Source organism: Pseudoxanthomonas sp. SGNA-20 (assembly GCF_003931635.1).
Taxonomy (GTDB): domain Bacteria; phylum Pseudomonadota; class Gammaproteobacteria; order Xanthomonadales; family Xanthomonadaceae; genus Pseudoxanthomonas.
Window position 1 is genome coordinate 199,711 of sequence record NZ_RRYK01000002.1, and the last position, 22,652, is coordinate 222,362.

At 71.3% G+C, this 22,652-nt stretch carries 22 protein-coding genes; 15 read left to right on the forward strand and 7 right to left on the reverse strand.

The window, feature by feature from the left end; genetic code table 11:
- Positions 1-10: 10 nt before the first annotated feature.
- From carA to EIM48_RS06240, 6 genes are all read right to left on the reverse strand, one after another.
- The gene (gene carA / locus EIM48_RS06215; protein WP_125076273.1) at positions 11-1,132 is read right to left on the reverse strand and encodes a glutamine-hydrolyzing carbamoyl-phosphate synthase small subunit; all 1,122 of its coding nucleotides are present in this window, start codon (positions 1,130-1,132) and stop codon (positions 11-13) included.
- A gap of 180 nt (positions 1,133-1,312) precedes the next feature.
- The gene (gene dapB / locus EIM48_RS06220) at positions 1,313-2,038 is read right to left on the reverse strand and encodes a 4-hydroxy-tetrahydrodipicolinate reductase (protein WP_125111306.1); all 726 of its coding nucleotides are present in this window, start codon (positions 2,036-2,038) and stop codon (positions 1,313-1,315) included.
- 85 nt (positions 2,039-2,123) lie between these two features.
- Complete coding sequence (locus EIM48_RS06225; RefSeq protein ID WP_019397821.1) at positions 2,124-2,726, reverse strand: DUF2058 family protein; 603 nt, start codon at positions 2,724-2,726, stop codon at positions 2,124-2,126.
- A gap of 55 nt (positions 2,727-2,781) precedes the next feature.
- Positions 2,782-3,006 (reverse strand): SlyX family protein, encoded by a 225-nt coding sequence (locus EIM48_RS06230; protein WP_019397822.1) that lies wholly within the window; start codon positions 3,004-3,006, stop codon positions 2,782-2,784.
- A gap of 84 nt (positions 3,007-3,090) precedes the next feature.
- On the reverse strand, positions 3,091-4,023 hold the full coding sequence (locus EIM48_RS06235) for an FKBP-type peptidyl-prolyl cis-trans isomerase (RefSeq protein ID WP_019397823.1): 933 nt from the start codon (positions 4,021-4,023) through the stop codon (positions 3,091-3,093).
- 80 nt (positions 4,024-4,103) lie between these two features.
- Positions 4,104-4,682, reverse strand: a complete 579-nt coding sequence (locus EIM48_RS06240) for a glutathione peroxidase (RefSeq protein ID WP_125111307.1) — start codon at positions 4,680-4,682, stop codon at positions 4,104-4,106.
- Between the two features lie 117 nt (positions 4,683-4,799).
- Here EIM48_RS06240 and EIM48_RS06245 point away from each other — a divergent pair, with 117 nt between their 5' ends.
- The 7 genes from EIM48_RS06245 to EIM48_RS06275 are packed head-to-tail and all read left to right on the forward strand — an operon-like array spanning position 4,800 to position 9,622.
- A complete protein-coding gene (locus tag EIM48_RS06245) occupies positions 4,800-5,048 on the forward strand; it encodes a hypothetical protein (RefSeq protein WP_019397825.1) in 249 nt (82 codons plus the stop codon).
- A gap of 4 nt (positions 5,049-5,052) precedes the next feature.
- Complete coding sequence (locus EIM48_RS06250) at positions 5,053-5,415, forward strand: GntR family transcriptional regulator (protein ID WP_026010354.1); 363 nt, start codon at positions 5,053-5,055, stop codon at positions 5,413-5,415.
- A gap of 1 nt (position 5,416) precedes the next feature.
- Positions 5,417-6,304: an ABC transporter ATP-binding protein gene (locus EIM48_RS06255; RefSeq protein WP_125111308.1), complete on the forward strand. Its 888-nt coding sequence runs from the start codon at positions 5,417-5,419 to the stop codon at positions 6,302-6,304.
- Positions 6,301-7,305, forward strand: a complete 1,005-nt coding sequence (locus EIM48_RS06260; protein ID WP_125111309.1) for an ABC transporter permease — start codon at positions 6,301-6,303, stop codon at positions 7,303-7,305. The genes EIM48_RS06255 and EIM48_RS06260 overlap by 4 nt, the downstream gene beginning before the upstream one ends.
- 15 nt (positions 7,306-7,320) lie before the next feature.
- A complete protein-coding gene (locus EIM48_RS06265) occupies positions 7,321-8,145 on the forward strand; it encodes a hypothetical protein (RefSeq protein ID WP_125111310.1) in 825 nt (274 codons plus the stop codon).
- Positions 8,146-8,159: 14 nt separating this feature from the next.
- A complete protein-coding gene (locus tag EIM48_RS06270) occupies positions 8,160-8,828 on the forward strand; it encodes a hypothetical protein (protein ID WP_051403636.1) in 669 nt (222 codons plus the stop codon).
- A gap of 11 nt (positions 8,829-8,839) precedes the next feature.
- Positions 8,840-9,622 (forward strand): hypothetical protein, encoded by a 783-nt coding sequence (locus tag EIM48_RS06275; RefSeq protein WP_125111311.1) that lies wholly within the window; start codon positions 8,840-8,842, stop codon positions 9,620-9,622.
- 59 nt (positions 9,623-9,681) lie between these two features.
- Here the strand turns inward: EIM48_RS06275 and EIM48_RS06280 are convergent, their stop codons facing one another.
- Positions 9,682-11,163 (reverse strand): class II fumarate hydratase, encoded by a 1,482-nt coding sequence (locus tag EIM48_RS06280; RefSeq protein ID WP_125111312.1) that lies wholly within the window; start codon positions 11,161-11,163, stop codon positions 9,682-9,684.
- Between the two features lie 528 nt (positions 11,164-11,691).
- Between EIM48_RS06280 and purB the strand changes: the two genes are divergently transcribed.
- From purB to EIM48_RS06320, 8 genes are all read left to right on the forward strand, one after another.
- Positions 11,692-13,059, forward strand: a complete 1,368-nt coding sequence (gene purB / locus EIM48_RS06285) for an adenylosuccinate lyase (RefSeq protein ID WP_019399748.1) — start codon at positions 11,692-11,694, stop codon at positions 13,057-13,059.
- A 246-nt stretch (positions 13,060-13,305) separates the two neighbouring features.
- Positions 13,306-14,712, forward strand: coding sequence for a cupin domain-containing protein (locus EIM48_RS06290; protein ID WP_125111313.1), 1,407 nt, complete (start codon positions 13,306-13,308; stop codon positions 14,710-14,712).
- Positions 14,709-15,608 carry a GNAT family N-acetyltransferase gene (locus tag EIM48_RS06295; protein ID WP_125111314.1) on the forward strand — a complete coding sequence of 300 codons (900 nt, stop codon included), beginning with the start codon at positions 14,709-14,711 and terminating at the stop codon, positions 15,606-15,608. The genes EIM48_RS06290 and EIM48_RS06295 overlap by 4 nt, the downstream gene beginning before the upstream one ends.
- A 250-nt stretch (positions 15,609-15,858) precedes the next feature.
- The gene (locus EIM48_RS06300; RefSeq protein ID WP_019399745.1) at positions 15,859-18,687 is read left to right on the forward strand and encodes a 2-oxoglutarate dehydrogenase E1 component; all 2,829 of its coding nucleotides are present in this window, start codon (positions 15,859-15,861) and stop codon (positions 18,685-18,687) included.
- 60 nt (positions 18,688-18,747) lie between these two features.
- Positions 18,748-19,953 (forward strand): dihydrolipoyllysine-residue succinyltransferase, encoded by a 1,206-nt coding sequence (gene sucB / locus EIM48_RS06305; protein ID WP_028914683.1) that lies wholly within the window; start codon positions 18,748-18,750, stop codon positions 19,951-19,953.
- 105 nt (positions 19,954-20,058) lie between these two features.
- Positions 20,059-21,495 (forward strand): dihydrolipoyl dehydrogenase, encoded by a 1,437-nt coding sequence (lpdA, locus tag EIM48_RS06310; protein WP_019399743.1) that lies wholly within the window; start codon positions 20,059-20,061, stop codon positions 21,493-21,495.
- Between the two features lie 228 nt (positions 21,496-21,723).
- Complete coding sequence (locus EIM48_RS06315; RefSeq protein WP_125111315.1) at positions 21,724-21,897, forward strand: MFS transporter; 174 nt, start codon at positions 21,724-21,726, stop codon at positions 21,895-21,897.
- A 55-nt stretch (positions 21,898-21,952) separates the two neighbouring features.
- The gene (locus tag EIM48_RS06320; RefSeq protein ID WP_019399741.1) at positions 21,953-22,546 is read left to right on the forward strand and encodes a TIGR00730 family Rossman fold protein; all 594 of its coding nucleotides are present in this window, start codon (positions 21,953-21,955) and stop codon (positions 22,544-22,546) included.
- Positions 22,547-22,652: the final 106 nt, after the last annotated feature.

The following is a 22,652-nucleotide window of genomic DNA, read 5'->3' on the forward strand; positions in this document are numbered from 1 at the left end:
CGGCGGCCGGTCAGGCCGCCATCGAGGCCACGAAACGGTCGAACAGGGGCGCCACGTCGTGCGGGCCCGGCGAGGCTTCCGGATGGCCCTGGAACGAGAACGCCGGGGCGTCGGTCAGCTCGATGCCCTGGTTGGTGCCGTCGAACAGCGAGCGGTGTGTGACGCGCACGTTCGCCGGCAGGCTGGCCTCGTCGACCGCGAAGCCGTGGTTCTGCGAGGTGATCAGCACGCGGCCGCTGCCCAGCTCCTGCACCGGGTGGTTGGCGCCGTGGTGGCCGTTGGCCATCTTGATGGTACGCGCGCCGGCAGCCAGGGCCAGCAGCTGGTGGCCCAGGCAGATGCCGAACAGCGGCACCTTCTTGGCCAGGAACTCGCGGATCGCGGCGATGGCGTAGCCGCACGGCTCCGGGTCGCCCGGGCCATTGGACAGGAACACGCCGTCGGGATTCAGCGCCAGCACCTCGGTGGCCGGGGTCTTCGCCGGCACCACGGTGACCTCGCAGCCGCGCTCGGCGAGCATGCGCAGGATGTTGGTCTTCACGCCGAAGTCATAGGCGACGACGCGGTACTTCTTCTCCGCGCCGACGAAGGCGTTGCGGTCCAGGTCCAGCTGGCCCTCGGTCCAGGCGTAGCGCTCGGTGGTGCTGACCACCTGGGCCAGGTCCATGCCCTTCAGGCCCGGGAACTTGCGCGCCGCTTCCAGCGCGGTGTCCACGTCGATGCCCTCGCCCGCCATCAGCGCGCCGTTCTGGGCGCCGCGCTCGCGCAGCAGGCGGGTCAGCTTGCGGGTGTCGATGCCGGCGATGGCGACCACGCCGCGCACGGCCAGCCAGTCCTGCAGCGGGGCTTCGCTGCGCCAGTTGCTGGGGCGTCGCGGCACGTCGCGCACGATCAGGCCGGCCGACCAGACCTTGCCGGCCTCGTCGTCCTGGCCGGTGCAGCCGGTGTTGCCGATGTGGGGATAGGTCAGGGTGACCAGCTGCCGCGCATAGGACGGGTCGGTCACGATCTCCTGGTAGCCGGTCATGGCGGTGTTGAACACCACTTCGCCGACGGCGAGGCCACTTGCGCCTACGGATTCGCCCTCGAACACGGTGCCGTCTTCGAGGACGAGGATTGCGGGATGGGTCACGTCGTTCGCCTTCAGGTGGAGGAGCCCTGTCGCCGGCCCAGCCAGAGGCGGGCTGCAAAAAACCGCGGACTGGCATCTCTCCGGTCCGGGCATGGGGGTAACAGGCGAGCGGGAATTGTACCGGCGACGCCCCCAAAAGGGAACGCCGCCGTTCACGCGGCGAATGGTTTCGCGCGTCGTTCAGCCCTGGCCGAAAAGCAGGTCGCGCAAGGTGTACAGGCCCGGTGGGCGGCCCGCCAGCGCGGTGGCCGCCTGCAGCGCGCCGCGGGCGAAGATGTCGCGGCTGGTGGCGCGGTGCACGAGTTCGACGCGCTCGCCCTGCCCGGCGAACTGCACCGTGTGCTCGCCGACGATGTCGCCGGCGCGCAGGCTGGCGTACCGCGGCTCGGCGCCGCCGCGGGCGGCCGCCTCGCCCAGGGTCAGGGCGGTGCCCGAGGGGGCATCCTTCTTGTGCACGTGGTGCTGTTCGACGATGTCGCAGTCCCAGCCGGCCAGCGCGCGCGCGGCCTGCTCGACCAGTTCGTTCAGCACCGCCACGCCCACACTGAAGTTGGAGGCCCAAAGCACGGGGATCGTGGCGGCGGCCTGCTCCAGCGCCTGGCGCTGCCCGGCGGAGATGCCGGTGGTGCCCGAGACCAGCGGCCGGCGCCGCTTCACGCACTGCGCCAGCACCGGCTCGAAGCCTTCCGGCAGGCTGAAGTCGATGGCCACGTCGAAATCCGGGACCCCGGACAGTTCGGCCGCGGCGAACTGCGGGATGCCGTCGACCACCCGCTGCAGCGGCGCGCGGCCGGCCACCGCGGCGACCACCTGCCAGCGTTCGGGGGCGTCGGCGGCAAGCCGCAGCAGGGCCCGGCCCATGCGCCCGGAAGCGCCGTGAATGAGGATCCGCAGGGGCTTGTCCATAGGCCTCGCAGGCTAGCCGGGCGGCGGGTCCGCCGGCAAGCGCGGAAGCGGAATGCAGGGTGCGGCGCGGCGGGTGCCGCGCGGCTCACCAGACCAGGTCGTCGGGGACCTGGTAACGCGGGTCGGCGTAGGGATCCTCCTCCGCCGTGGCGTCGGGGTCGACCTTCAGCGCGACCGCCTGCGGGAAGATCTGCTCGGCCTGGGCCAGCACCTGGGCATCCACCAGCAGGTAGCGGCCATTGAGCTGGACCACGCCCAGCTGCCCGGCGTTGAGTTCGCGCAGCTGCGCGGCGGTGACGTAGATGCGCTTGATCTTGCCGCCGTACTCGAAGTGCCGGGCGATGTCGGCCGCCTCGTCGTTGAGGACCTTGTCCTTGAGCAGCTCCTCAAGCTTCGCGCGCGCCTCGCGGCGCTGGCGCGCCTCTTCCTGGCGGCGCTGCTCGGCTTCGATCCGCTCCTGCTTTTCCTGCTGCGCGCGCAGCGCCCAGGCCTTGCCCAGGTCGATCTCGCCCTCGTGGCGGCGCTTCGGCGCGGCCTCGCCCTTGCGCTGCGGGGCACCCTTGCGCGGCGCCCCGCCCTGCGGCGGACGCGGCTTGCCGCCCCCGTCCTTGCGCGGTGGCTGGCGGCGTTCGGGCGCGGGCGCCTTGAACCCTAGGTTGAGGAGCTGGTCGCGGAGGCTGTCGGTCATGGCATCAACGGGCCGCAGGCCCATGGGATCGGTGGCGGCGCGGGAGCGCCGGCGGTCAGTAGTGCGGCGGCGGCGGTTCGCTGCCCGGATCGGCGTAGAGCGCGCCGCGCAGCCCGCGCAGGTCGGCCAGCACCGCCTGCAGGATGGCGTCGGTGCGGGCGCGCTCCAGGCGCGCCTCGGCCAGCGCCTCGCTCAGCTCCGACAGCGCCTGCTCCTGGAACGCCAGGCGCGTTTCCAGCTCGACCAGCCGCTGTTCCAGATCGTCCTGACCGTACTGCATGGTGTTTCGTTCCTTGCCGCAGGGGCGGCACGCGGCGTGGCGGGCCGCCCGCTTCCCGGACGGCGCCGCCGTGCCCTGCCCGCCTCAGCGGGCGATGTCGAGCAGCTCGACGTCGAAGGTCAGGGTCGCATCCGGACCGATCACGCCACCCGGCGCGCCGTTGGCACCGTAGGCCAGGTCGGACGGGATCCAGAAGCGGTACTTGGCGCCCACCGGCATCAGCGACACGCCCTCGGTCCAGCCGGCGATCACGCTGCCCAGCGGGAACTCGGCCGGCTGGCCGCGCTGGTAGGAGCTGTCGAACACGGTGCCGTCCAGCAGCTTGCCCTCGTAGTTGACGCGCACGGTGTCGCTGGGGGTCGGACGCGCGCCGCTGCCCTGGCGCAGGACCATGTACTGCAGGCCCGACGGGGTGGTGATCACGCCCTTCTGCTTCTTGTTCTCGGCCAGGAAGGCGGCACCCTCTGCGCGGTTCTTCTCGGCCACGGCCTGCTGCTTGCGGGCCATGTAGGACTGCAGCGCGGCGCCGGCCTCCTGCTGGTTCAGCAGCGGTGTGCCCTTGGCGAACGCGGTGCGCACGGCCTGCATCAGCACGGCCAGGTCGATGTCGTCCTTGAGCGGGGCCAGCGACGGGCCGATCATGCGGTCGCCGATCAGCAGGCCGACCTGCTCGGCCGGCGGGGCCGGCGGCTCGGCGCCGGGCGCCATGCCCGGGACGCGCTGGCCCTGGCGGGCCGCCAGCGCGGCGCGCAGGGCGGCGTCGGTGGCGCGCGCCTGCTCCTCGGACTGCAGCGGCTGGCCGCCGGCGAAGGCGTTGGCGACGGCACGCTGCATCGCGTCCAGGTCCACGTGCGGGGCCAGCGGCTCGAACGAGCTGGCCACGTCCAGGCCGATCGCGTAGCTGACCTTGTCCTTCTCCGTGGCCAACGAGGCCTTGTCCTGGGCCATCGCCGCGCCGGTCATCACGCTCGCTCCCATCACCAGCGACGCCAGGGCGCCGCGCATGCGGTTGTTCATTCGTTACGGTTCCAATGAGGTGGATCGATCGCCGGCCCGGGGCCGGTCCGCGCGCATTGTCGCATGCGCCGCGGCGGCGGTCAGCGCGTGCCGGCGGCGCGCGGCGCCGGGCGCGCCAGCTCGCGCTCGATCGCCGCCACCAGGGCCGGGTCCAGCGGCTCGACCTTGCTTGGCCAGTTGCCGACCACCCGCCCGTCCCGGGAGACCAGGTACTTGTGGAAGTTCCAGCCCGGCTGCACCCCGGTGGCGGCGGCCAGGCGCCGGTACAGCGGCGTGGCTTCCTCGCCGATCACCTGGACCTTCTCGTACATGGGGAACTTCACTCCGTAGGTCAGGGTGCAGAACTCCTGGATCTGGGCCTCGTCGCCCGGCTCCTGGCCGCGGAAATCGTTCGAGGGGAAACCGATCACCGCGAAGCCGCGCCCGGCGTAACGCTGGTGCAGCGCCTCCAGGCCCTCGTATTGCGGGGTGAAGCCGCACTTGCTGGCGGTGTTGACCACCAGCAGGACCTGGCCGGCATGGCGTTCGGCCAGGTTCACCGGGGTGCGCGAGGCCAGCGGGCGGTACTCCAGATCCAGCAGGTCGCTGCCGACAGCCGCGGCCGGCGCCGCGAGCCCCAGGGAAATACCGATTGCCATCAACCACTTGGATGCTTTCATCATGTTCTCCGGGATTCCGGCCGGGATAGGCCATCAGTTGGGTTGGCGGGGATTTGACATGCCGTGTGCAGGTGTTATAGTTGAATACAACACCAGTCACCCAAAGCAGGACGCCCCATGAACCGGATTACCTACGCAGGCCGCCGCTTCTGGCTGATCGCGTCGGGCCTTGGCATGGCCCTGTGCTTCGTGGCCTGGTTGCCCGCCCAGGAAGGACGCGCGGGGGATTATGGCGCCGCCGAGGCCGCGATGGAGCGGGCCGAGGCGGGCCTGGAGGCGGCGACCGAACGCCCGGCCCACCGGCTGCGGGCCTCGCTGTCCATGCCCTATTTCTCCTTTGCGCACGCGCTGCGCACCCGGAGCTGACCGAATGAGCGACATCCAGTGGAGCGACGGCGCTCCGATCTACCGTCAATTGAAGGAGCGCGTGATCGCCATGATGCTCGACGGAATCCTCAAGCCGGGCGAAGCCCTCCCCTCGGTGCGCCAGGTGGCGGCCGAGTACCAGCTGAACCCGATCACCGTCTCCCGCGCCTACCAGGAGCTGGCGGATGAAGGCCTGGTCGAGAAACGCCGCGGCCTGGGCATGTTCGTGACCGAGGAGGCCTCGCGGAAGCTGCGCAGCAGCGAGCGCGACCGCTTCCTCAACGAGGAATGGCCCGCCGTGGTCGAGCGCATCCGGCGCCTCGGCCTGTCGCTGGAGGAACTGCTGCATGCCCTTGGGAACAACTGACATGACCGCCCTCGCCCCCGAAACCGCCGCCACCCCGGTCGTCACCGCCCGCGGCCTGCGCAAGGCCTACAAGCACAAGCTCGCGGTGGCCGGCGCCGACTTCGACATCGGCCCCGGACGCATCGTCGGCCTGATCGGCCCCAACGGCGCCGGCAAGACCACCGCGCTGAAAGCCATCCTCGGCCTGACCCCGTTCGACGGCCAGCTACGGGTGCTGGGCCTGGACCCGCGCACCCAGCGCGACGAACTGATGAACCAGGTGTGCTTCATCGCCGACGTGGCGGTGCTGCCGCGCTGGATGCGGGTGCGCGAGGCGGTCGACTTCGTGGCCGGGGTGCACCCGCGCTTCGACCGCGCCAAGTGCGAGCGCTTCCTGGCCAACACCCAGCTCAACCCGAAGCTGCGGGTGCGCGAGATGTCCAAGGGCATGATCGTGCAGCTGCACCTGGCCCTGGTGATGGCGATCGATGCGCGCCTGCTGGTGCTGGACGAGCCGACCCTGGGCCTGGACATCCTCTACCGCAAGCAGTTCTACCAGCGCCTGCTGGAGGACTACTTCGACGAGGACAAGACCATCCTGGTCACCACCCACCAGGTCGAGGAGATCGAGCACATCCTCACCGACGTGCTGTTCATCCGCGACGGCCGGATCGTGCTGTCGGCGGAGATGGAGCACCTGGCCGAACGCTACTGCGAGGTGCTGGTCGGCGCCAACCGCGTCGCCGAGGCTCGCGCCCTGGCCCCGGTCGACGAACGCGCCCTGCCCTTCGGCAAGAGCGTCTTCCTGTACGACGGCCTGGCGCCGGAGCGCGCCGCCGCCCTCGGCGAGGTCCGTACCCCCGGCCTGGCCGACCTGTTCGTGGCCCTGATGAAAGGAACCTACGCATGAATGCCCTTGCCGCCAACACCGCCGGCAACCGCTGGACCCGGACCTTCGCCTGGCTGCTGCGCCGCGAGTTCTGGGAAAACCGCGGCGGCTTCCTCTGGGCCCCGGTGATCACCGGCGGCATCGCCGTGGCCATGGCCACGCTGCTGGCCCTGGCCGGCGCCGTGCAGGCCCGCCGCCAGCTCGGCGGCGGCGAAGCCGAATCCATCGACGACCTGGGCGCCTACCTGAGGATCGTCGGCGCCGCCGGCGACGGCCTGCTGATGGCCGGCTGCAGCATGCTCAGCGCGGTGCTCGCCTTCGTGGTGTTCTTCTACGCCCTGGGCAGCCTGTACGACGACCGCCGCGACCGCAGCGTGCTGTTCTGGAAGTCGCTGCCGGTGTCCGATGCGCAGACCGTGCTGTCCAAGGCCGCCTGGGCCCTGCTGCTGGCGCCGCTGCTGTCGGTGCTGGTGGGCCTGGCCGTCGGCATCGCCCTGTGGCTGGTCGCGGCCGTGGCCATGCTGATCGGCGGCCTGCCGCATCCGGGCGCGCTGTTCACCCACAGCCATCCCTTCAGCGTCGCCGGGCGCCTGCTGGCCACCGTCCCGCTGGGCCTGCTGTGGTCGCTGCCGACCGTCGGCTGGCTGATGTTCTGCTCGGCCCTGGTGCGCAGCAAGCCGTTCCTGTGGGCCGCGCTGGTGCCGGTGCTGGGCTGCGTGATGCTCAGCGTGTTCGGCGCGGTGCCCGGCCTGGACCTGCCCTACGGCAAGATCTGGTACGTGGCGGTCTACCGCGGCCTGATGAGCGTGATGCCCGGCTCTTGGAGCGTGCACGGCATGGGCAGCCGGCTGCAGTCCGGCGAGATCCACGATCCGTCGCAGCTGGTCGCCGCGATCCTTGACCAGACCAGCAACTGGCAGCTGTACGCGAGCTGGGACCTGTGGATCGGCGCGGCCGTGGGCGCCGCCCTGGTCGCCGCCGCCATCCCCCTGCGCCGCTGGCGCGACGAAGCCTCGGCCTGAGCCGGGAGGAGCGACATGCGCAACCTGTTCCCGATCCTGCTGGTCCTGGCCGCGCTGCCGGCCGCCGCCGGCGCCGACGAGCGCCGCTGTGCGCACGAAGCCCAGCGCGCGGTGCAACTGGACCTGGACGGCGTCCGCACCGTGCGCCTGGTGACCGGCCAGCACACGGTGCGGGCCAAGGCCGCCGCCGGCGCCAGCCATCGCATCGCCGGGCGCGCCTGCGCATCCAGCGCCGCCCTGCTGCAGCAGCTGGAGCTGGTGCAGGAGAAGCAGGGCGACACCCTGGTGGTGGCCACCCGCGGTCCGGACCAGCGCGGCGGCCTGGGCATGGGCGCCTACGCCCGGCTGGACGTGGCCGGCACCGTGCCCGACGACGTCCTGGTGCAGCTGGTGGTCGGCTCCGGCGACGGCTTCGTCGAGGGCGTGGCCAGCGCCAGCGCCGACGTCGGCTCCGGCGATGCCAGCCTGCGCGGCGTGCGCGGCGCGGTCACCGCCAAGGTCGGCTCGGGCGACCTGGAGGTCGCCGGCAGCGGCCCGCTGAAGCTGCTGTCGCTCGGCTCGGGCGACGTGGTGGCGCGCGACGTGCGCGGCGAGGTCGAGGTCGGGGACATCGGTTCCGGCGACCTGGTCCTGGCCGACGTGCGCGGCGGCGTGCGCATCGACGGCATCGGTTCCGGCAACGCCCGCCTGCAGCGCGTCGGCGGCCCGGTGCGGGTCGGTTCGATCGGCTCCGGCGACCTGGACGTGCGCGGCGTCCCCGCCCTGGAGGTGCGCCACGTCGGCAGCGGCGACATCAGCCACCGCGACGTGGGGCGCGTCGAACTGCCCCGCCGCGATTGACGAAGGAGGACACCATGAACGCACCTGCTTCCCTTGCCCGCCGCACCCGTCCGCTGCTGCTGGCCGCGCTGCTGCCGCTGGCCGCGGTGGCCGCCCCCGCCGGCGGCGGGCCCGACGCCGACCTGGCCTCCGAACTGGCCGGCGCGCGCGCGGAGGTCGAGCGCGAGCTGGCCGCGGCCCGCGCCGAGCTGCAGTCCGGCAACCTCGAGCTGGGCGTCGGTGCGTACGTCGGCCCCAACAAGCACAAGGACGCGCGCAACGACCTGCCGCGCGGCGAAATTACCCCGGCCGGCGACCTGCTGGTCGACGGCAAGGCGGTGGCGATCGACGACGCCCAGCGCGCGCTGCTGCTGGCCTACCGCAGGCAGGCGATCGACGTGGCCGTGGCCGGGATCGAGGTCGGTGAGAAGGCGGCCAACGCCGCGCTGGATGTCGTCGACCGAGGCCTGCTGAGGCTGATGGCCAGTGCCATGACCGGCCGCCTGGAGCGCCAGCTGGAGTCCAGCCTGCGCTCCACCCTGGAACCGGGCATCCTGCAGCTGTGCCGCAACCTGCCCGGGCTGTACGCCTCGCAGCAGGCGCTGGCCGCGGCGGTGCCGGAGTTCCGGCCCTACGCCAGCATGACGCCGGAAGACGTCCACAACTGCGAAGCGGAAGTGCGGCGCGAATTCGCCCGACTCTGAGGAGCCCCAGCATGCGCATCCACGCCCCCATCCTCGCCCTCTCCCTGGCCGCGCTGCTGCCGCTGGCCGGTTGCAACAAGGAAGCACCCGCGCCGGCGGACGACGATCCGGCCAGCGCCGCGCCGGGCGAGTCGTTCGTCACCCGCAGCGTGCGCGCGGCGATGGACCGCGCCGCGCGCCGGCTGGAGGAGGAGAACATCAGCATCGGCGGCCGCCACCGCAACTGGGTGCAGTACGGCAAGGACACCAGCGACCTGCCGCGCGCCGAGATTACCCCGGCCGGCGACCTGCTGATCGAAGGCAAGGCGGTGGCCATCGACGAGACCCAGCGCCAGCTGCTGCTGGCGCACCGCCGGCAGCTGGTCTCCGTCGCCCAGGCCGGCCTGGCCCTGGGCTCGCGCGGCGCCGAATTGGGGGTGCGCGCCGCGACCGGCGCGGTCAAGGCCGCCCTCACCGGCAAGACCGGGGAACTGGAGAAGCGCATGGAGGCCGAGGGCAAGCGCATCGAGGCCGAAGCCAGCGCACTGGTGTGCGGGCGCCTGCCGGGCCTGCTCGCCACCCAGCAGGCGCTGGCCGCGGCGCTGCCCGAGTTCCGGCCCTATGCGCGGCTGGAGCCGGAGGACGTGGAGACCTGCGGCCAGGACGGCCAGCGCAAGCGCAAGCTGCAGGTGCAGGCCGGGCTGGTCGGCGTCGGCGCCGAGATGAGCGCCGGCGGCGACGATCCGGCAGGCTTCGAGCTGGATGCCGCCGCCGAGGCGGACGCCGCCGCACGCGACGCCTCCTTGCGGATGTAATCCTCACGTCGCGGCCGGCGCCGCGGCGATTCCAGGGCCGCCCGCGCGGCCCTCTTTTTTTAGCCGCCGCCCCCGCCGGGTTTGCCGTGGATGCCGCCGCGCGCCAGCAGCGCCGGATCCAGCAGCGGGGCCAGGGTCTTCTCCGGCAGCCCGGTGACCTTCATCGCCACCTCCAGCACCGGACGGCCTTCCTTGTAGGCCTGCTTGGCGATGGCCGCGCCCTTCTCGTAGCCGATCACCGGGTTGAGCGCGGTGACCAGGATCGGGTTGCGGTCCAGCGCCTGCTTCACCACGTCGGTGCGCACCCTGAGGCCGGCGATGCAACGGTCGGCCAGCAGCCGCGACACGTTCGACAGCAGCTGCACGGATTCGAGCAGGTTGGCCGCGACCAGCGGCAGGGTCACGTTGAGCTGGAAGTTGCCGGTCTGGCCGGCCACGGTAATGGCGGTGTGGTGGCCGATCACCTGCGCGGCGGCCATCACCGTGGCCTCCGGGATCACCGGGTTGACCTTACCCGGCATGATCGAGCTGCCCGGCTGCAGCGCCGGCAGCTCCACCTCGCCCAGGCCGGCCAGCGGCCCGGAGTTCATCCAGCGCAGGTCGTTGGCGATCTTGATCAGGGCCACCGCCAGCGCGTTGAGCTGGCCGGACAGTTCCACCGCGTCGTCCTGGGAGGCCAGGCCCTCGAACTTGTCGGCCGCGCTCTCGAAGCGGGTGCCGGCCAGGCGCGACAGCGCGCGCGCGGCACGTTCGCCGAAGCGCGGGTCGGCGTTGATGCCGCTGCCGATCGCGGTGCCGCCCAGCGGCAGCCGGCGCAAGCGCTTGAGCGCGTCCTCCAGGCGGCCTTCGGCGGAGGCCAGCTGCGAGGCCCAGGCCCCGAATTCCTGGCCGAAGGTGAGCGGCATCGCATCCATCAGGTGGGTGCGGCCGGTCTTGACCACCTTGCGCAGTTCGCGGGCGCGTTTCTCGATGGTGCGGCGCAGGTGGCGGATCGCCGGCAGCAGGTCCTCGACCACCGCCAGCTGGGCGGACACGCGGATCGCGGTGGGCACCACGTCGTTGGAACTCTGCCCCAGGTTGACGTGGTCGTTGGGATGCACGGCGCGCTTGCCGGCCTTGCCCGAGGCATTGGCCAGGCTGGCGATCACCTCGTTGGCATTCATGTTGGACGAGGTGCCCGAGCCGGTCTGGTAGATGTCCACCGGGAAGTGGGCGTCGTGCAGGCCTTCGGCCACCTCCAGCGCCGCTGCGCGGATCGCGCCGGCCACGTTCTTGGGCAGCAGGCCCAGGCCGGCGTTGACCTCGGCCGCGGCGGCCTTGACCAGGCCGAGGGCGCGGATGAAGCCGCGTGGCATCGGCCGCCCGGACACCGGGAAGTTCTGCACCGCGCGCTGGGTCTGCGCGCCCCACAGGGCGTCGGCGGGAACCTGCAGCTCGCCCATGCTGTCGTGCTCGACCCGGGTGCGCCGGGCCGGCGCGGTGGTATCGGGCCGCGCCGGGGACTTCCTGGCGCGGGGGGAACGTGCGGGGGATGGACTCATGGCCGTCTCCGGCGTTTGGGGATCGCGGCGAGCATACCCCCGCCGGTGTCCATGGCTGTCGCCACTCCGCGGCCCCGGTCTGTTCCGGTCATGCAACTGTGCTGCGTACTCCCCGCGGCACGGACAAGCGAAGCGCCCAAAGCGGGCGCGATCGCCTGGGTGGTGGCGTGCATGCCCCCAGGACTCCGGCCGCTTGCCGTGGCGGGCTCCGGTCGGAGCCGCGACCCGGACGTGCCCGAAGACGCGGTGGTGCGTGGGTGCGGCGCAAGCAGGCCATGGATGGCCTGCGGTCGCGCGTTGGAGCCAGGATGGCGGAGTCGCGCGATGCGCCGCACCCACGGAGCGCCGCGGCTCCGCCCGAAGCCGGCCACCTGGCCGAGGGGCCCCAACCAGGCCAGGTTCTCGCCCCAATGCGCTGTGCTGCGCCAGAATCGCCGGCGCGTGGCGACGCGCCAGGTGCCCCGCCCGGCACGTCCCGCGTGCACGCCTTAAACTATGCGGCCCTGTTTCCCAGCCAGCCGCCTTCCAATGACGGATTCCGCCCTGCTCGCCCTGTCCCCGCTCGACGGCCGCTACGCCGGCAAGGTCGACGCCCTGCGCCCGATCTTTTCCGAGTACGGCCTGATCCGCGCCCGCGTGCGGGTGGAGATCGAGTGGCTGCTGGCCCTGGCCGCCGAGCCGGGCATCGCCGAGCTGCCGGCGTTCTCCGAAGGCGCGCGCCAGCGCCTGCGCGCACTGGCCGACGGCTTCTCGGTGGCCCATGCCGCGCGGGTCAAGGAAATCGAGCGCACCACCAACCACGACGTCAAGGCGGTGGAGTACTTCATCAAGGAGCAGCTGCGCGACGACGCCGAGCTGGGCCCGGCACTGGAGTTCGTGCACTTCGCCTGCACCAGCGAGGACATCAACAACCTGTCCTACGCCCTGATGCTGCGCCAGGCGCGCGACGAGGTGCTGCTGCCGGCGCTGGACGGCGTCACCGCCACCCTGCGCAAGCTGGCCCACGAGCAGGCCGGCCAGCCGATGCTGTCGCGCACCCACGGCCAGACCGCCTCGCCCACCACCCTGGGCAAGGAGATCGCCAACGTGGTCGCGCGCCTGGAACGCCAGCGCAGGCAGATCGCCGCGGTCGAGCTGAGCGGCAAGATCAACGGCGCGGTCGGCAACTACAACGCCCACGCCATCAGCTACCCGGACGTGGACTGGCCGGCCTTCGCCCGCCGCTTCGTCGAGTCGCTGGGCCTGCCGTTCAACCCCTACACCACCCAGATCGAGCCGCACGACAACGTCGCCGAGCTGGGCGACGCGGTGCGCCGCGCCAACACCGTGCTGGTCGACCTGGCCCGCGACATCTGGGGCTACATCTCGCTGGGCTACTTCAAGCAGAAGCTCAAGGAAGGCGAGATCGGCTCCTCGACCATGCCGCACAAGGTCAACCCGATCGACTTCGAGAACGCCGAGGGCAACTTCGGCATCGCCAACGCCCTGTTCGAGCACTTCTCGGCCAAGCTGCCGATCAGCCGCTGGCAGCGCGACCTCACCGACTCCACCGTGCTGCGCGCCCTGGGCACCGCCTTCGGCCACACCCAGGTGGCCCTGGACTCGCTGGCCAAGGGCCTGGGCAAGCTGGAAGTGAACCCGCAGCGCCTGCAGGCCGACCTGGACGCGGCCTGGGAAGTGCTGGCCGAGGCCGTGCAGACGGTGATGCGGCGCCACGGCCTGCCCAACCCGTACGAGCAGCTCAAGGCCCTGACCCGCGGCCATGGCATCGACGCGGAGGCCATGCGCGCCTTCATCGCCTCGCTGGACCTGCCGGAGGAGGCCCGCGCCCGCCTGGCCGCGCTGACCCCGGCCGGCTACACCGGCCTGGCCGAACGCCTGGCGCGCGAGATCTGATCCACCCTCCCGGCCCGCAACAGCGGGCCGGGCCTTTTCCGGGGGCGCCCCACATCCGCTTGAGCCTGCTCAAGGCCGGCTCCGCCCCCTGCGCTATCCTGCCGGCCGAGGCCACCGCCCGCCCGTGCCGCGGCCCCGGGCTGCGCGCCAAGCCGATTCCATGCCCACCCACATCGACGTCGCCGCACCGCACCGCGCAAGCGCCTACGCGCGCCGCGGCCCCCGCGTGCCCGACCGGAACACCCCATGACCTCCAAGCACCCCGCGAAATCCCCCAAGACCACCAAGGCCAGCAAGACCACGAAAGCCGCCAAGGCTGCCCGGACCATCAAGCCCGCCAGGAGTGCCCGGGCGGCCAGGGTCGCCACTCCGGCCCGCCCCGCACGCAAGCCGGCCGCCAAGGCCGCCCCGCGCGCCCGCACCCTGCCGTTCGAGGTCGATGCCACCGCCAACCAGCCACTGGGCATGTCGCCGCAGGCCTTCCTGCGCGACTACTGGCACAAGCGTCCGCTGCTGGTCCGCAACGCCTTCCCCGGCTTCCAGACCCCGGTGATGCCCGAGGACCTGGCCGGACTGGCCTGCGAGGAAGGCGTGCTGGCGCGGCTGATCAGCCACGACCGCGGCAACGACGCCTGGGACGTGCGCCACGGCCCCTTCCAGGAGGAGGACTTCCCGGGCATGCCCGACCACGACTGGACCCTGCTGGTCCAGGACGTGGACAAGTGGGACCCGGACGTGGCCGCCCTGCTGGAGCACTTCCGCTTCCTGCCGCGCTGGCGCATCGACGACATCATGATCAGCTTCGCCGCCACCGGCGGCTCGGTCGGCGCCCACGTCGACCACTACGACGTGTTCCTGCTGCAGGCCCACGGCCACCGCCGCTGGATGATCGACGCTTCGGTGGCGATGGGCCGCCCGGCGCCGGACCTGTCCTTCCGCGAGGACGTGGCGATCAAGCTGCTGCGCCAGTTCAACCCGACCCACGACTGGGTGCTGGCCCCGGGCGACATGCTCTACCTGCCGCCGCTGGTGCCGCACCACGGCGTGGCCGAGGATCCCTGCCTGACCTTCTCGGTGGGCATGCGCGCCCCCTCGGCCGCCGAGCTGATGGGCGACTGGCTGGACGAGGTGCTGCTGGGCGCCGACGAGGCGATCCGCTACCACGACGAGGACCTGGCCCTGCCGGCCGACCCCAACGAGATCGACGTGGCTGCGATGAACCGCGTGGTCGAGGCGCTCAACGCCATCCGCATGAACGACCCGGACCGGCTCGGCGACTGGTTCGGCCGCTTCATCACCACCTACCGTGCCGCCGGCGAGGTCATGCCCTCCGGCCGCGAACTGCCACGCGAAGGCGTGGAGGAAGTGCTGGCCCAGGGCGGCACCCTGCACCGCCACCCGGCTTCGCGCCTGGCCTGGCGCCGCCGCCACGACGGCGGCAACGCCAGCCTGTACTGCAGCGGCCAGACCCTGGAGCTGCCGCTGGCCGACGCCCGCTACCTGGCCGACGCCGGCATGCTGGACCTGGGCGCCTGGCAGCGCCTGTCGGCCGCCGGCCGCGATGCCGCCTTCGCCCTGTACCAGGCCGGCCATTACGGCCTGGACACCGGTGCCGGCGGGGACGACGCCGGGGACGAGGCCGAAGGCGAATGAGCCCGGCCGCCGTCGCCCTGGCCGACTACGCCCGCGAGCACGCCGCCGTGCACGCGGTGCGCACCACGGTGTTCGTGGAAGGCCAGGGCGTGCTGGTGGAACTGGAGCGCGACGCGCTGGACCCGGTCAGCATCCACGTCCTGGCCCGGGACGCCGACGGCACCCCGGTCGGCACCGCGCGCCTGACCCCGGACCGCCGCATCGGCCGCATGGCGGTGCTGCCCGGCCACCGCGGCCGCGGCATCGGCGAGGCCATGCTGGCAGCCCTGGTCGCCCATGCCCGTGCCCAGGGCTGGGCCGAGGTGGGCCTGCACGCGCAGCTGCACGCCCTGGCGTTCTACGCCCGCGCCGGCTTCGTGCCCTGCGGGCCGGTATTCACCGAAGCCGGGATCGAGCACCGGCGCATGGCCCGGCGCCTGCCCGGGGCCAGTCCGGTGGAAGACGCCGAGGCCGCCGCCGCGGTCCTGCTCGGCCTGGCCGCCCATGCCCGCCGCGGGCTGGGCATCTACAGCCGCGCCCTCGACCCCGGCCTGCTGGACCGGCGCGAGGTGGTCGACGCCCTGCGCCGCTTCGCCACCCGCCCCGGTCGCCGCCAGGTGCGGATCCTGCTGCAGGATGCCGCCGCCCCGCAGCGCGAGGACGCGCCGCTGCTGGCCTTGGCCCAGCGCCTGCCCAGCGTGTTCGAGCTGCGCGAGGTCGCCGACCCGGTGGACGCGCGCTATCCCTCGGCCTATGCCTTCAACGACGCCGGCGGCGCGCTGTTCCGGCCGCTGGGGCAGCGCTTCGAGGGCGAAGGCGGGATCGATGACGGCCCGGCCGCACGCCGCCTGGCCCATGCCTTCGCACCGGTGTGGGAGCGCTCGCGGCCGTGCACCGAACTGCGCGCGCTGGGCTGACCGGCACGTAACCGGTTCCAGCGCGGCGCCCGTGCGCGGCGTCACGTTGCGGTGCAGGCAGCCGGCCGGCGTCGCATCCGGCGAGTGTGAACAGGACCAGACGATACACAGCTGGAACAGGCCATCCACCCTTTGGATAAGGCCCCCCGCGAATGAATGGGGGTTATACTTTTGCGGCTTTCCGGGCCGGCCAAGGGGCCAGGTTCCGGGGTCAGCGGCGCGCCCGCCCATCCTCCAGACGCGACATATCGTGGACAACCTACTCAAGCAGTTTGCGCAGTCTTCGCAGCTCGGCAGCAATGCCGCCTTCATCGAGGACCTGTACGAGCAGTACCTGGTCTCCCCCGACAGCGTGGACCCGAAGTGGAAGGCCTACTTCGACGGGTTCAAGGGACGCGAAGCCGGAGACGTGCCGCACTCGGCGGTCATCGCCCACGTGGCCGAGGCCGCCCGCAACGCCGCCAATGCCGCGCCGGTGGCGCAGGGTGCCGGCGACGAGCGCGAGCGCAACGTCGGCCGCCTGATCACCGCCTACCGTTCCCGCGGCCACCTCGGCGCCAGGCTCGATCCGCTGGGCCTGACCCCGCCGATGAACCCGCCGGACCTGGGCCTGGAGTTCCACAACCTGTCCGAGCGCGACCTGGACGCCGAGTTCAGCACCGGTGGCCTGGCCGGCCAGCCGCGGATGAAGCTGCGCGACCTGCTGGCGCGCCTGAAGGCGACCTACACCGGCTCGATCGGCGCCGAGTTCATGCACATGGCCGAGGTCGAGCAGCGCCAGTGGCTGTACCAGCGCCTGGAGCTGGCCGGCGGCGACTACAACCTCAGCGCCGAGACCCGCAAGCGCGTGCTGGAGCGGCTGACCGCCGCCGAGGGCCTGGAGCGCTACCTGCACACCAAGTACGTCGGCCAGAAGCGCTTCTCGCTGGAAGGCGGCGAATCGCTGATCCCGCTGCTGGACACCGTGGTCCGCCAGGCCGGCGTCGACAAGGTCAAGGACATCGTCATCGGCATGGCCCACCGCGGCCGCCTGAACGTCCTGGTCAACACCCTCGGCAAGAACCCGCGCAAGCTGTTCGACGAGTTCGAGGGCAAGTTCGAGCACGACGCCGTGGCCCACGCCGGCGACGTGAAGTACCACATGGGCTTCTCGGCCGACATCGCCACCCCGGGCGACCCGGTCCACCTGGCCCTGGCCTTCAACCCCTCGCACCTGGAGATCGTCGACCCGGTGGTCGCCGGCTCCGCCCGCTCGCGCCAGGAGCGCCGCGGCGACACCGAGCGCAGCAAGGTCCTGCCGGTCCTGATCCACGGCGACGCCGCGTTCGCCGGCCAGGGCGTGGTGATGGAGCTGTTCCAGATGTCGCAGGCGCGCGGCTTCGCCGTCGGCGGCACCGTGCACATCGTGGTCAACAACCAGGTCGGCTTCACTACCAGCAACAAGGAAGACGCCCGCTCCACGCTGTACTGCACCGACGTGGCCAAGATGGTCGGCGCCCCGGTGTTCCACGTGAACGGCGACGACCCGGAGGCGGTGGTGTTCGTGGCCAAGCTGGCCTACGAGTTCCGCCAGAAGTTCAAGAAGGACGTGGTCATCGACCTGGTCTGCTACCGCCGCCACGGCCACAACGAGGCCGACGAGCCGGCGGCGACCCAGCCGGTGATGTACCAGACCATCCGCAAGCACCCGACCACCCGCGAGCTGTACGCCAGCAAGCTGGAGAAGGAAGGCGTGATCGCCCCCGACGAGGGCAAGGTGCTGGTCGACGGCTACCGCAACAAGCTCGACGCCGGCGAGGTCACCACCGAGCTGGCGCCCTCCAAGCCCGAGGACTACGAGCTGACCATCGACTGGTCCAAGTACCTGTCGGGCAAGGTTTCCGATCCGGTCGATACCCGGGTCAAGAAGGGCACGCTGCAGCAGCTGGCCAAGCTGATCAACACCATCCCGCAGGGCGTGGTGCTGCACCCGCGCGTGGCCAAGATCTACGACGACCGCCTCAAAATGAGCGCCGGCGAGCTGCCGGGCGACTGGGGCTTCGCCGAGAACCTGGCTTACGCCACCCTGCTGGCCGAGGGCCATGGCCTGCGCCTGGTCGGCCAGGACGCCGGCCGCGGCACCTTCTTCCACCGCCACGCGATCCTGCACGACCAGAAGACCGACGCGTACTACATGCCGCTGCGGCAGCTGGTCGAAAGCCCCGAGCGCTGCACCGTGATCGACTCGCTGCTGAGCGAGGAGGCGGTGATGGCGTTCGAGTACGGTTTCTCCACCACCGACCCGAACACCCTGGACATCTGGGAAGCCCAGTTCGGCGACTTCGCCAACGGCGCCCAGGTGGTGATCGACCAGTTCATCGCCGCCGGCGAGGCCAAGTGGGGCCGCATCTCCGGCCTGACCCTGCTGCTGCCGCACGGCTACGAAGGCCAGGGCCCGGAGCACAGCTCCGCGCGCCTGGAGCGCTTCCTGCAGCTGTGCGCGCTGGAGAACATGCTGGTCTGCGTGCCCACCACCCCGGCCCAGTGCTTCCACATGCTGCGCCGGCAGATGAAGATGAGCACCCGCAAGCCGCTGGTGGTCATGTCGCCGAAGTCGCTGCTGCGCCACAAGCTGGCCGTGTCCACCCTGGACGAGCTGGCCAACGGCGAGTTCCAGCACCTGATCCCGGACGCCTCCGCCGACCCCAAGAAGGTCAAGCGCGTGGTGCTGTGCTCGGGCAAGGTCTACTACGACCTGCTGGAGGACGCACAGAAGCGCGGCCAGGACGACGTGGCCATCATCCGCGTCGAGCAGCTGTACCCGTTCCCGCGCGCCCTGCTGTCGGCCGAACTGCAGAAGTACGGCAAGGCCGCCGACGTCATCTGGTGCCAGGAAGAACCGCAGAACCAGGGCGCCTGGTACCAGATCAAGCACCACCTGCAGGCCTGCCTGGCCAAGGGCCAGGCGCTCAGCTACGCCGGCCGCAGCCGCTCGCCCTCGCCCGCCGTCGGCCATTTCGCCGACCACGTGGCCGAGCAGCAGCAGCTGGTCGCCGACGCGCTGGTCAACCCGCCCGGCAGCCAGATCGTCGCCGAATAATCGGCGGCACCACAAAACACCGCCTTTCCGCCCTACCGACATACGCCCCAAGGACGCCCCATGGCCACCGAAGTCAAAGTTCCGGTCCTCCCCGAATCCGTCTCCGACGCCACCATCGCCAGCTGGCACAAGAAGGCCGGTGACTCGGTCAAGCGCGACGAGAACCTCGTGGACCTGGAGACCGACAAGGTCGTGCTCGAGGTCCCCTCGCCGGTCGACGGCGTGCTGAAGGAGATCAAGTTCTCCGAGGGCGACACGGTGACCAGCCAGCAGGTGCTGGCGATCATCGAGGAAGGCGCGGTGGCCGCCGCGGCCCCGGCGGAAGAGAAGAAGGCGGAAGAGCCCAAGGCCGAGGCCCCGAAGGCCGAAGCCCCGGCCAAGGCGGCGGCCCCGGCCCCGGCCGCCAAGGCCGCCGGCGGCGAACTGCCCCCGGGCGCCCGCGCCACCGCCATCCGCGAGGGCGTGGACCCGTCGCAGGTCGAGGGCACCGGTCGCCGCGGCGCGGTGACCAAGGAGGACATCCTCAACTACGCCCGCACCGGCGGCGCCGGCAAGGCCGGCGGCGCGCGCCCCGAGGAGCGCGTGCCGATGACCCGCATCCGCAAGCGCATCGCCGAGCGCCTGATGCAGTCCAAGGACTCCATCGCCATGCTGACCTCGTTCAACGAGGTCAACCTGGCCAAGGTCTCGGCCGCGCGCAAGGAACTGCAGGAGGACTTCCAGAAGACCCACGGCATCAAGCTGGGCTTCATGAGCTTCTTCGTGAAGGCCGCCGCCAACGCCCTGCAGCGCTTCCCGATCATCAACGCCTCGGTCGACGGCGACGACATCATCTACCACGGCTACTCGGACATCTCGATCGCCGTGTCCACCGACAAGGGCCTGGTCACCCCGGTGCTGCGCAACGTCGAGCGCATGTCCTTCGCCGACATCGAGAAGGGCATCGCCGAGTACGCCAAGAAGGCGCGCGACGGCAAGCTGGGCCTGGAGGACCTCCAGGGCGGCACCTTCACCATCACCAACGGCGGCACCTTCGGCTCGCTGATGTCGACCCCGATCGTCAACCCGCCGCAGAGCGCCATCCTGGGCATGCACGCCATCAAGGAGCGCCCGATCGCCGAGAACGGCCAGGTCGTGATCGCGCCGATGATGTACATCGCCCTGTCCTACGACCACCGCATCATCGACGGCAAGGACGCGGTGCAGTTCCTGGTGGACATCAAGAACCAGCTCGAGAATCCGAACCGCATCCTGTTCGGTCTGTAAGAGCCGAGAGTCGGGATTCGGGATTCGGGACCGGCGGCGCCGCTGCGCGCCGCTTCCCGCTTTTCGAATCACTAATCACCAATCCCGAATCACAGAGCGAATCAAATGAGCGAACAGTTCGACGTCGTCGTCATCGGTGCCGGCCCCGCCGGCTACCACGCCGCGATCCGCGCCGCGCAGCTGGGCCTGAAGACCGCCTGCATCGACGCCGCGCTGGGCAAGGACGGCAAGCCGGCCCTGGGCGGCACCTGCCTGCGCGTGGGTTGCGTCCCGTCCAAGGCGCTGCTGGACTCGACCCACCAGTACGAGAACATGCTGCACAAGTTCGACCAGCACGGCATCAGCTTCAAGGACGCCGCGATCGACGTGCCGAAGATGATCGCCCGCAAGGACGGCATCGTTAAGCAGTTCACCGGCGGCATCGCCATGCTGTTCAAGGCCAACAAGGTCGCCCCGTACTACGGCTTCGCCCAGCTGCAGCCGGGCAACGTGGTCAAGGTCAAGCAGCACGACGGTTCCGAGGTCGAACTCAAGGGCAGCAACGTGATCCTGGCCGCCGGCTCGGATTCGATCGAGCTGCCGTTCGCGAAGTTCGACGGCGAGAACATCGTCGACAACGTCGGCGCGCTGGACTTCACCGAGGTCCCGAAGCGGCTGGCCGTGATCGGCGCCGGCGTCATCGGCCTGGAACTGGGCAGCGTGTGGAAGCGCCTGGGCGCCGAGGTCACCATCCTCGAGGCGATGCCGGAGTTCCTGCCGGCCGCCGACGCCGAGGTCTCCAAGCTGGCCGCGCGCGAGTTCAAGAAGCAGGGCCTGGACATCAAGCTGGGCGCCAAGGTCTCCAAGGCCGAGGTCACCGGCAAGGGCAAGAAGAAGGAAGTCGCCATCACCTTCGCCGACGACAAGGGCGAGCAGACCCTGGTGGTCGACAAGCTGCTGGTGGCCGTGGGCCGCCGTGCCGCCACCCGCGGCCTGCTGGCCGAGGGCACCGGCGTGCAGGTCAACGAGCGCGGCCAGATCGTGGTGGACGAGCACTGCCACACCGGCGTGGACGGCGTCTGGGCGGTCGGTGACTGCGTGCGCGGCCCGATGCTGGCGCACAAGGGCTTCGAGGAAGGCATCGCCGTGGCCGAGCTGATCGCCGGCCTGCCGGGCCACGTCAACTTCGACACCATCCCCTACGTGATCTACACCTCGCCGGAGATCGCCTGGGTCGGCAAGACCGAGCAGCAGCTCAAGGCCGAGGGCGTGCCCTACAAGGCCGGCAGCTTCCCGTTCGCCGCCGTCGGCCGCGCCGTGGCCATGGCCGAGGCCACGGGCTTCGTGAAGGTACTGGCCCACGCCGAGACCGACCGCGTGCTGGGCCTGCACATCATCGGCCCGAACGCCTCCGAGCTGGTGCACGAGGGCGTGCTGACCATGGAGTTCAGCGGCTCGGCCGAGGACCTGGCGCGCATCTGCCACGCCCACCCGACCCTGTCGGAGGCGATCCACGATGCCGCCATGGCGGTGGACAAGCGCGCCATCCACAAGGCGAACTGAGCTCGCCTCGTGGATGCAGGCATCCGCGCGGCGGATGCCTGCATGCGTACTGCCATCCCGCCGTTCCGCGCCGTTGGCGCGGGCCGCCCCCAACCTGGGGCTACGGCACGACGCCGGGCTGCCTCGGGCAGCCACGGCGCCAGCCAGGCTCTCCCGAGCCATGGCACGAAGCCGGGCCAATGCCCGGCTTCGCGTTTTTCCGGTTCCGGCCAAACCAGGAGCTGAGCGATGGAAAACAAGGGACTTCCACCCCGCGCCACCGCCGCCCTGTACGGCGCCGCCGGCGTGCTCTTCATCCTCGGCGCCGTCCATGGGGGACGCCCCGGCTTCAGCGCCGTCGGCGTGGCCTGCCTCGCCCTGGTCGTCCTGGTCTGGCTGCGCCGCGACCGCGGCAACGGCTGAACAGCGCCCCATGCGCCCCGGCATTCCCCCATCCCTCCCCCAACGGAACTGATCCATGCGTTCTATCTGCGTCTATTGCGGCTCCAATGCCGGTTCCAAGCCCGCCTACGCCGAGCGCGCCATCGCCCTGGGCGAGCGCATCGCCCGCGACGGCCTGCGCCTGGTCTACGGCGGCGGCAACGTCGGCCTGATGGGCACCGTCGCCAACGCGGTGCTGGCCGCCGGCGGCGAGGTCACCGGCGTGATCCCCCGGCAGCTGGCCGACTGGGAAGTGGCCCACCGCGGCCTGACCGAGCTGGAGATCGTCGGCTCCATGCACGAGCGCAAGATGCGCATGTTCGAGCTCTCCGACGCCTTCGTCGCCCTGCCCGGCGGCTTCGGCACCATGGAGGAGATCTTCGAGATGCTGACCTGGCGCCAGCTGGGCATCGGCAACAAGCCCTGCGCCTTCCTCGACATCGAGGGCTTCTACGCCCCGCTGATCGGCATGATCGACCGCATGGTCCAGGAGCGCTTCCTGCACCCGGACCAGCGCGCCGACCTGTGGTACGGCAGCGACATCGACCAGATGCTGGCGTGGATGCGGGATTACCAGCCGGCGCAGGCGAGCAAGTGGATCGACGAGAAGCGCCGCAGCGTCATGAAGTAAACCGCCGTGATGGCGGCCAGGCCGCTGGCGCGTGGCGACGCGCCACACGTCGCCAGCGCCTTGGCGCTTTCCCGGCGCGGATCGACGGGAAGCGCCGCAGCGTCAT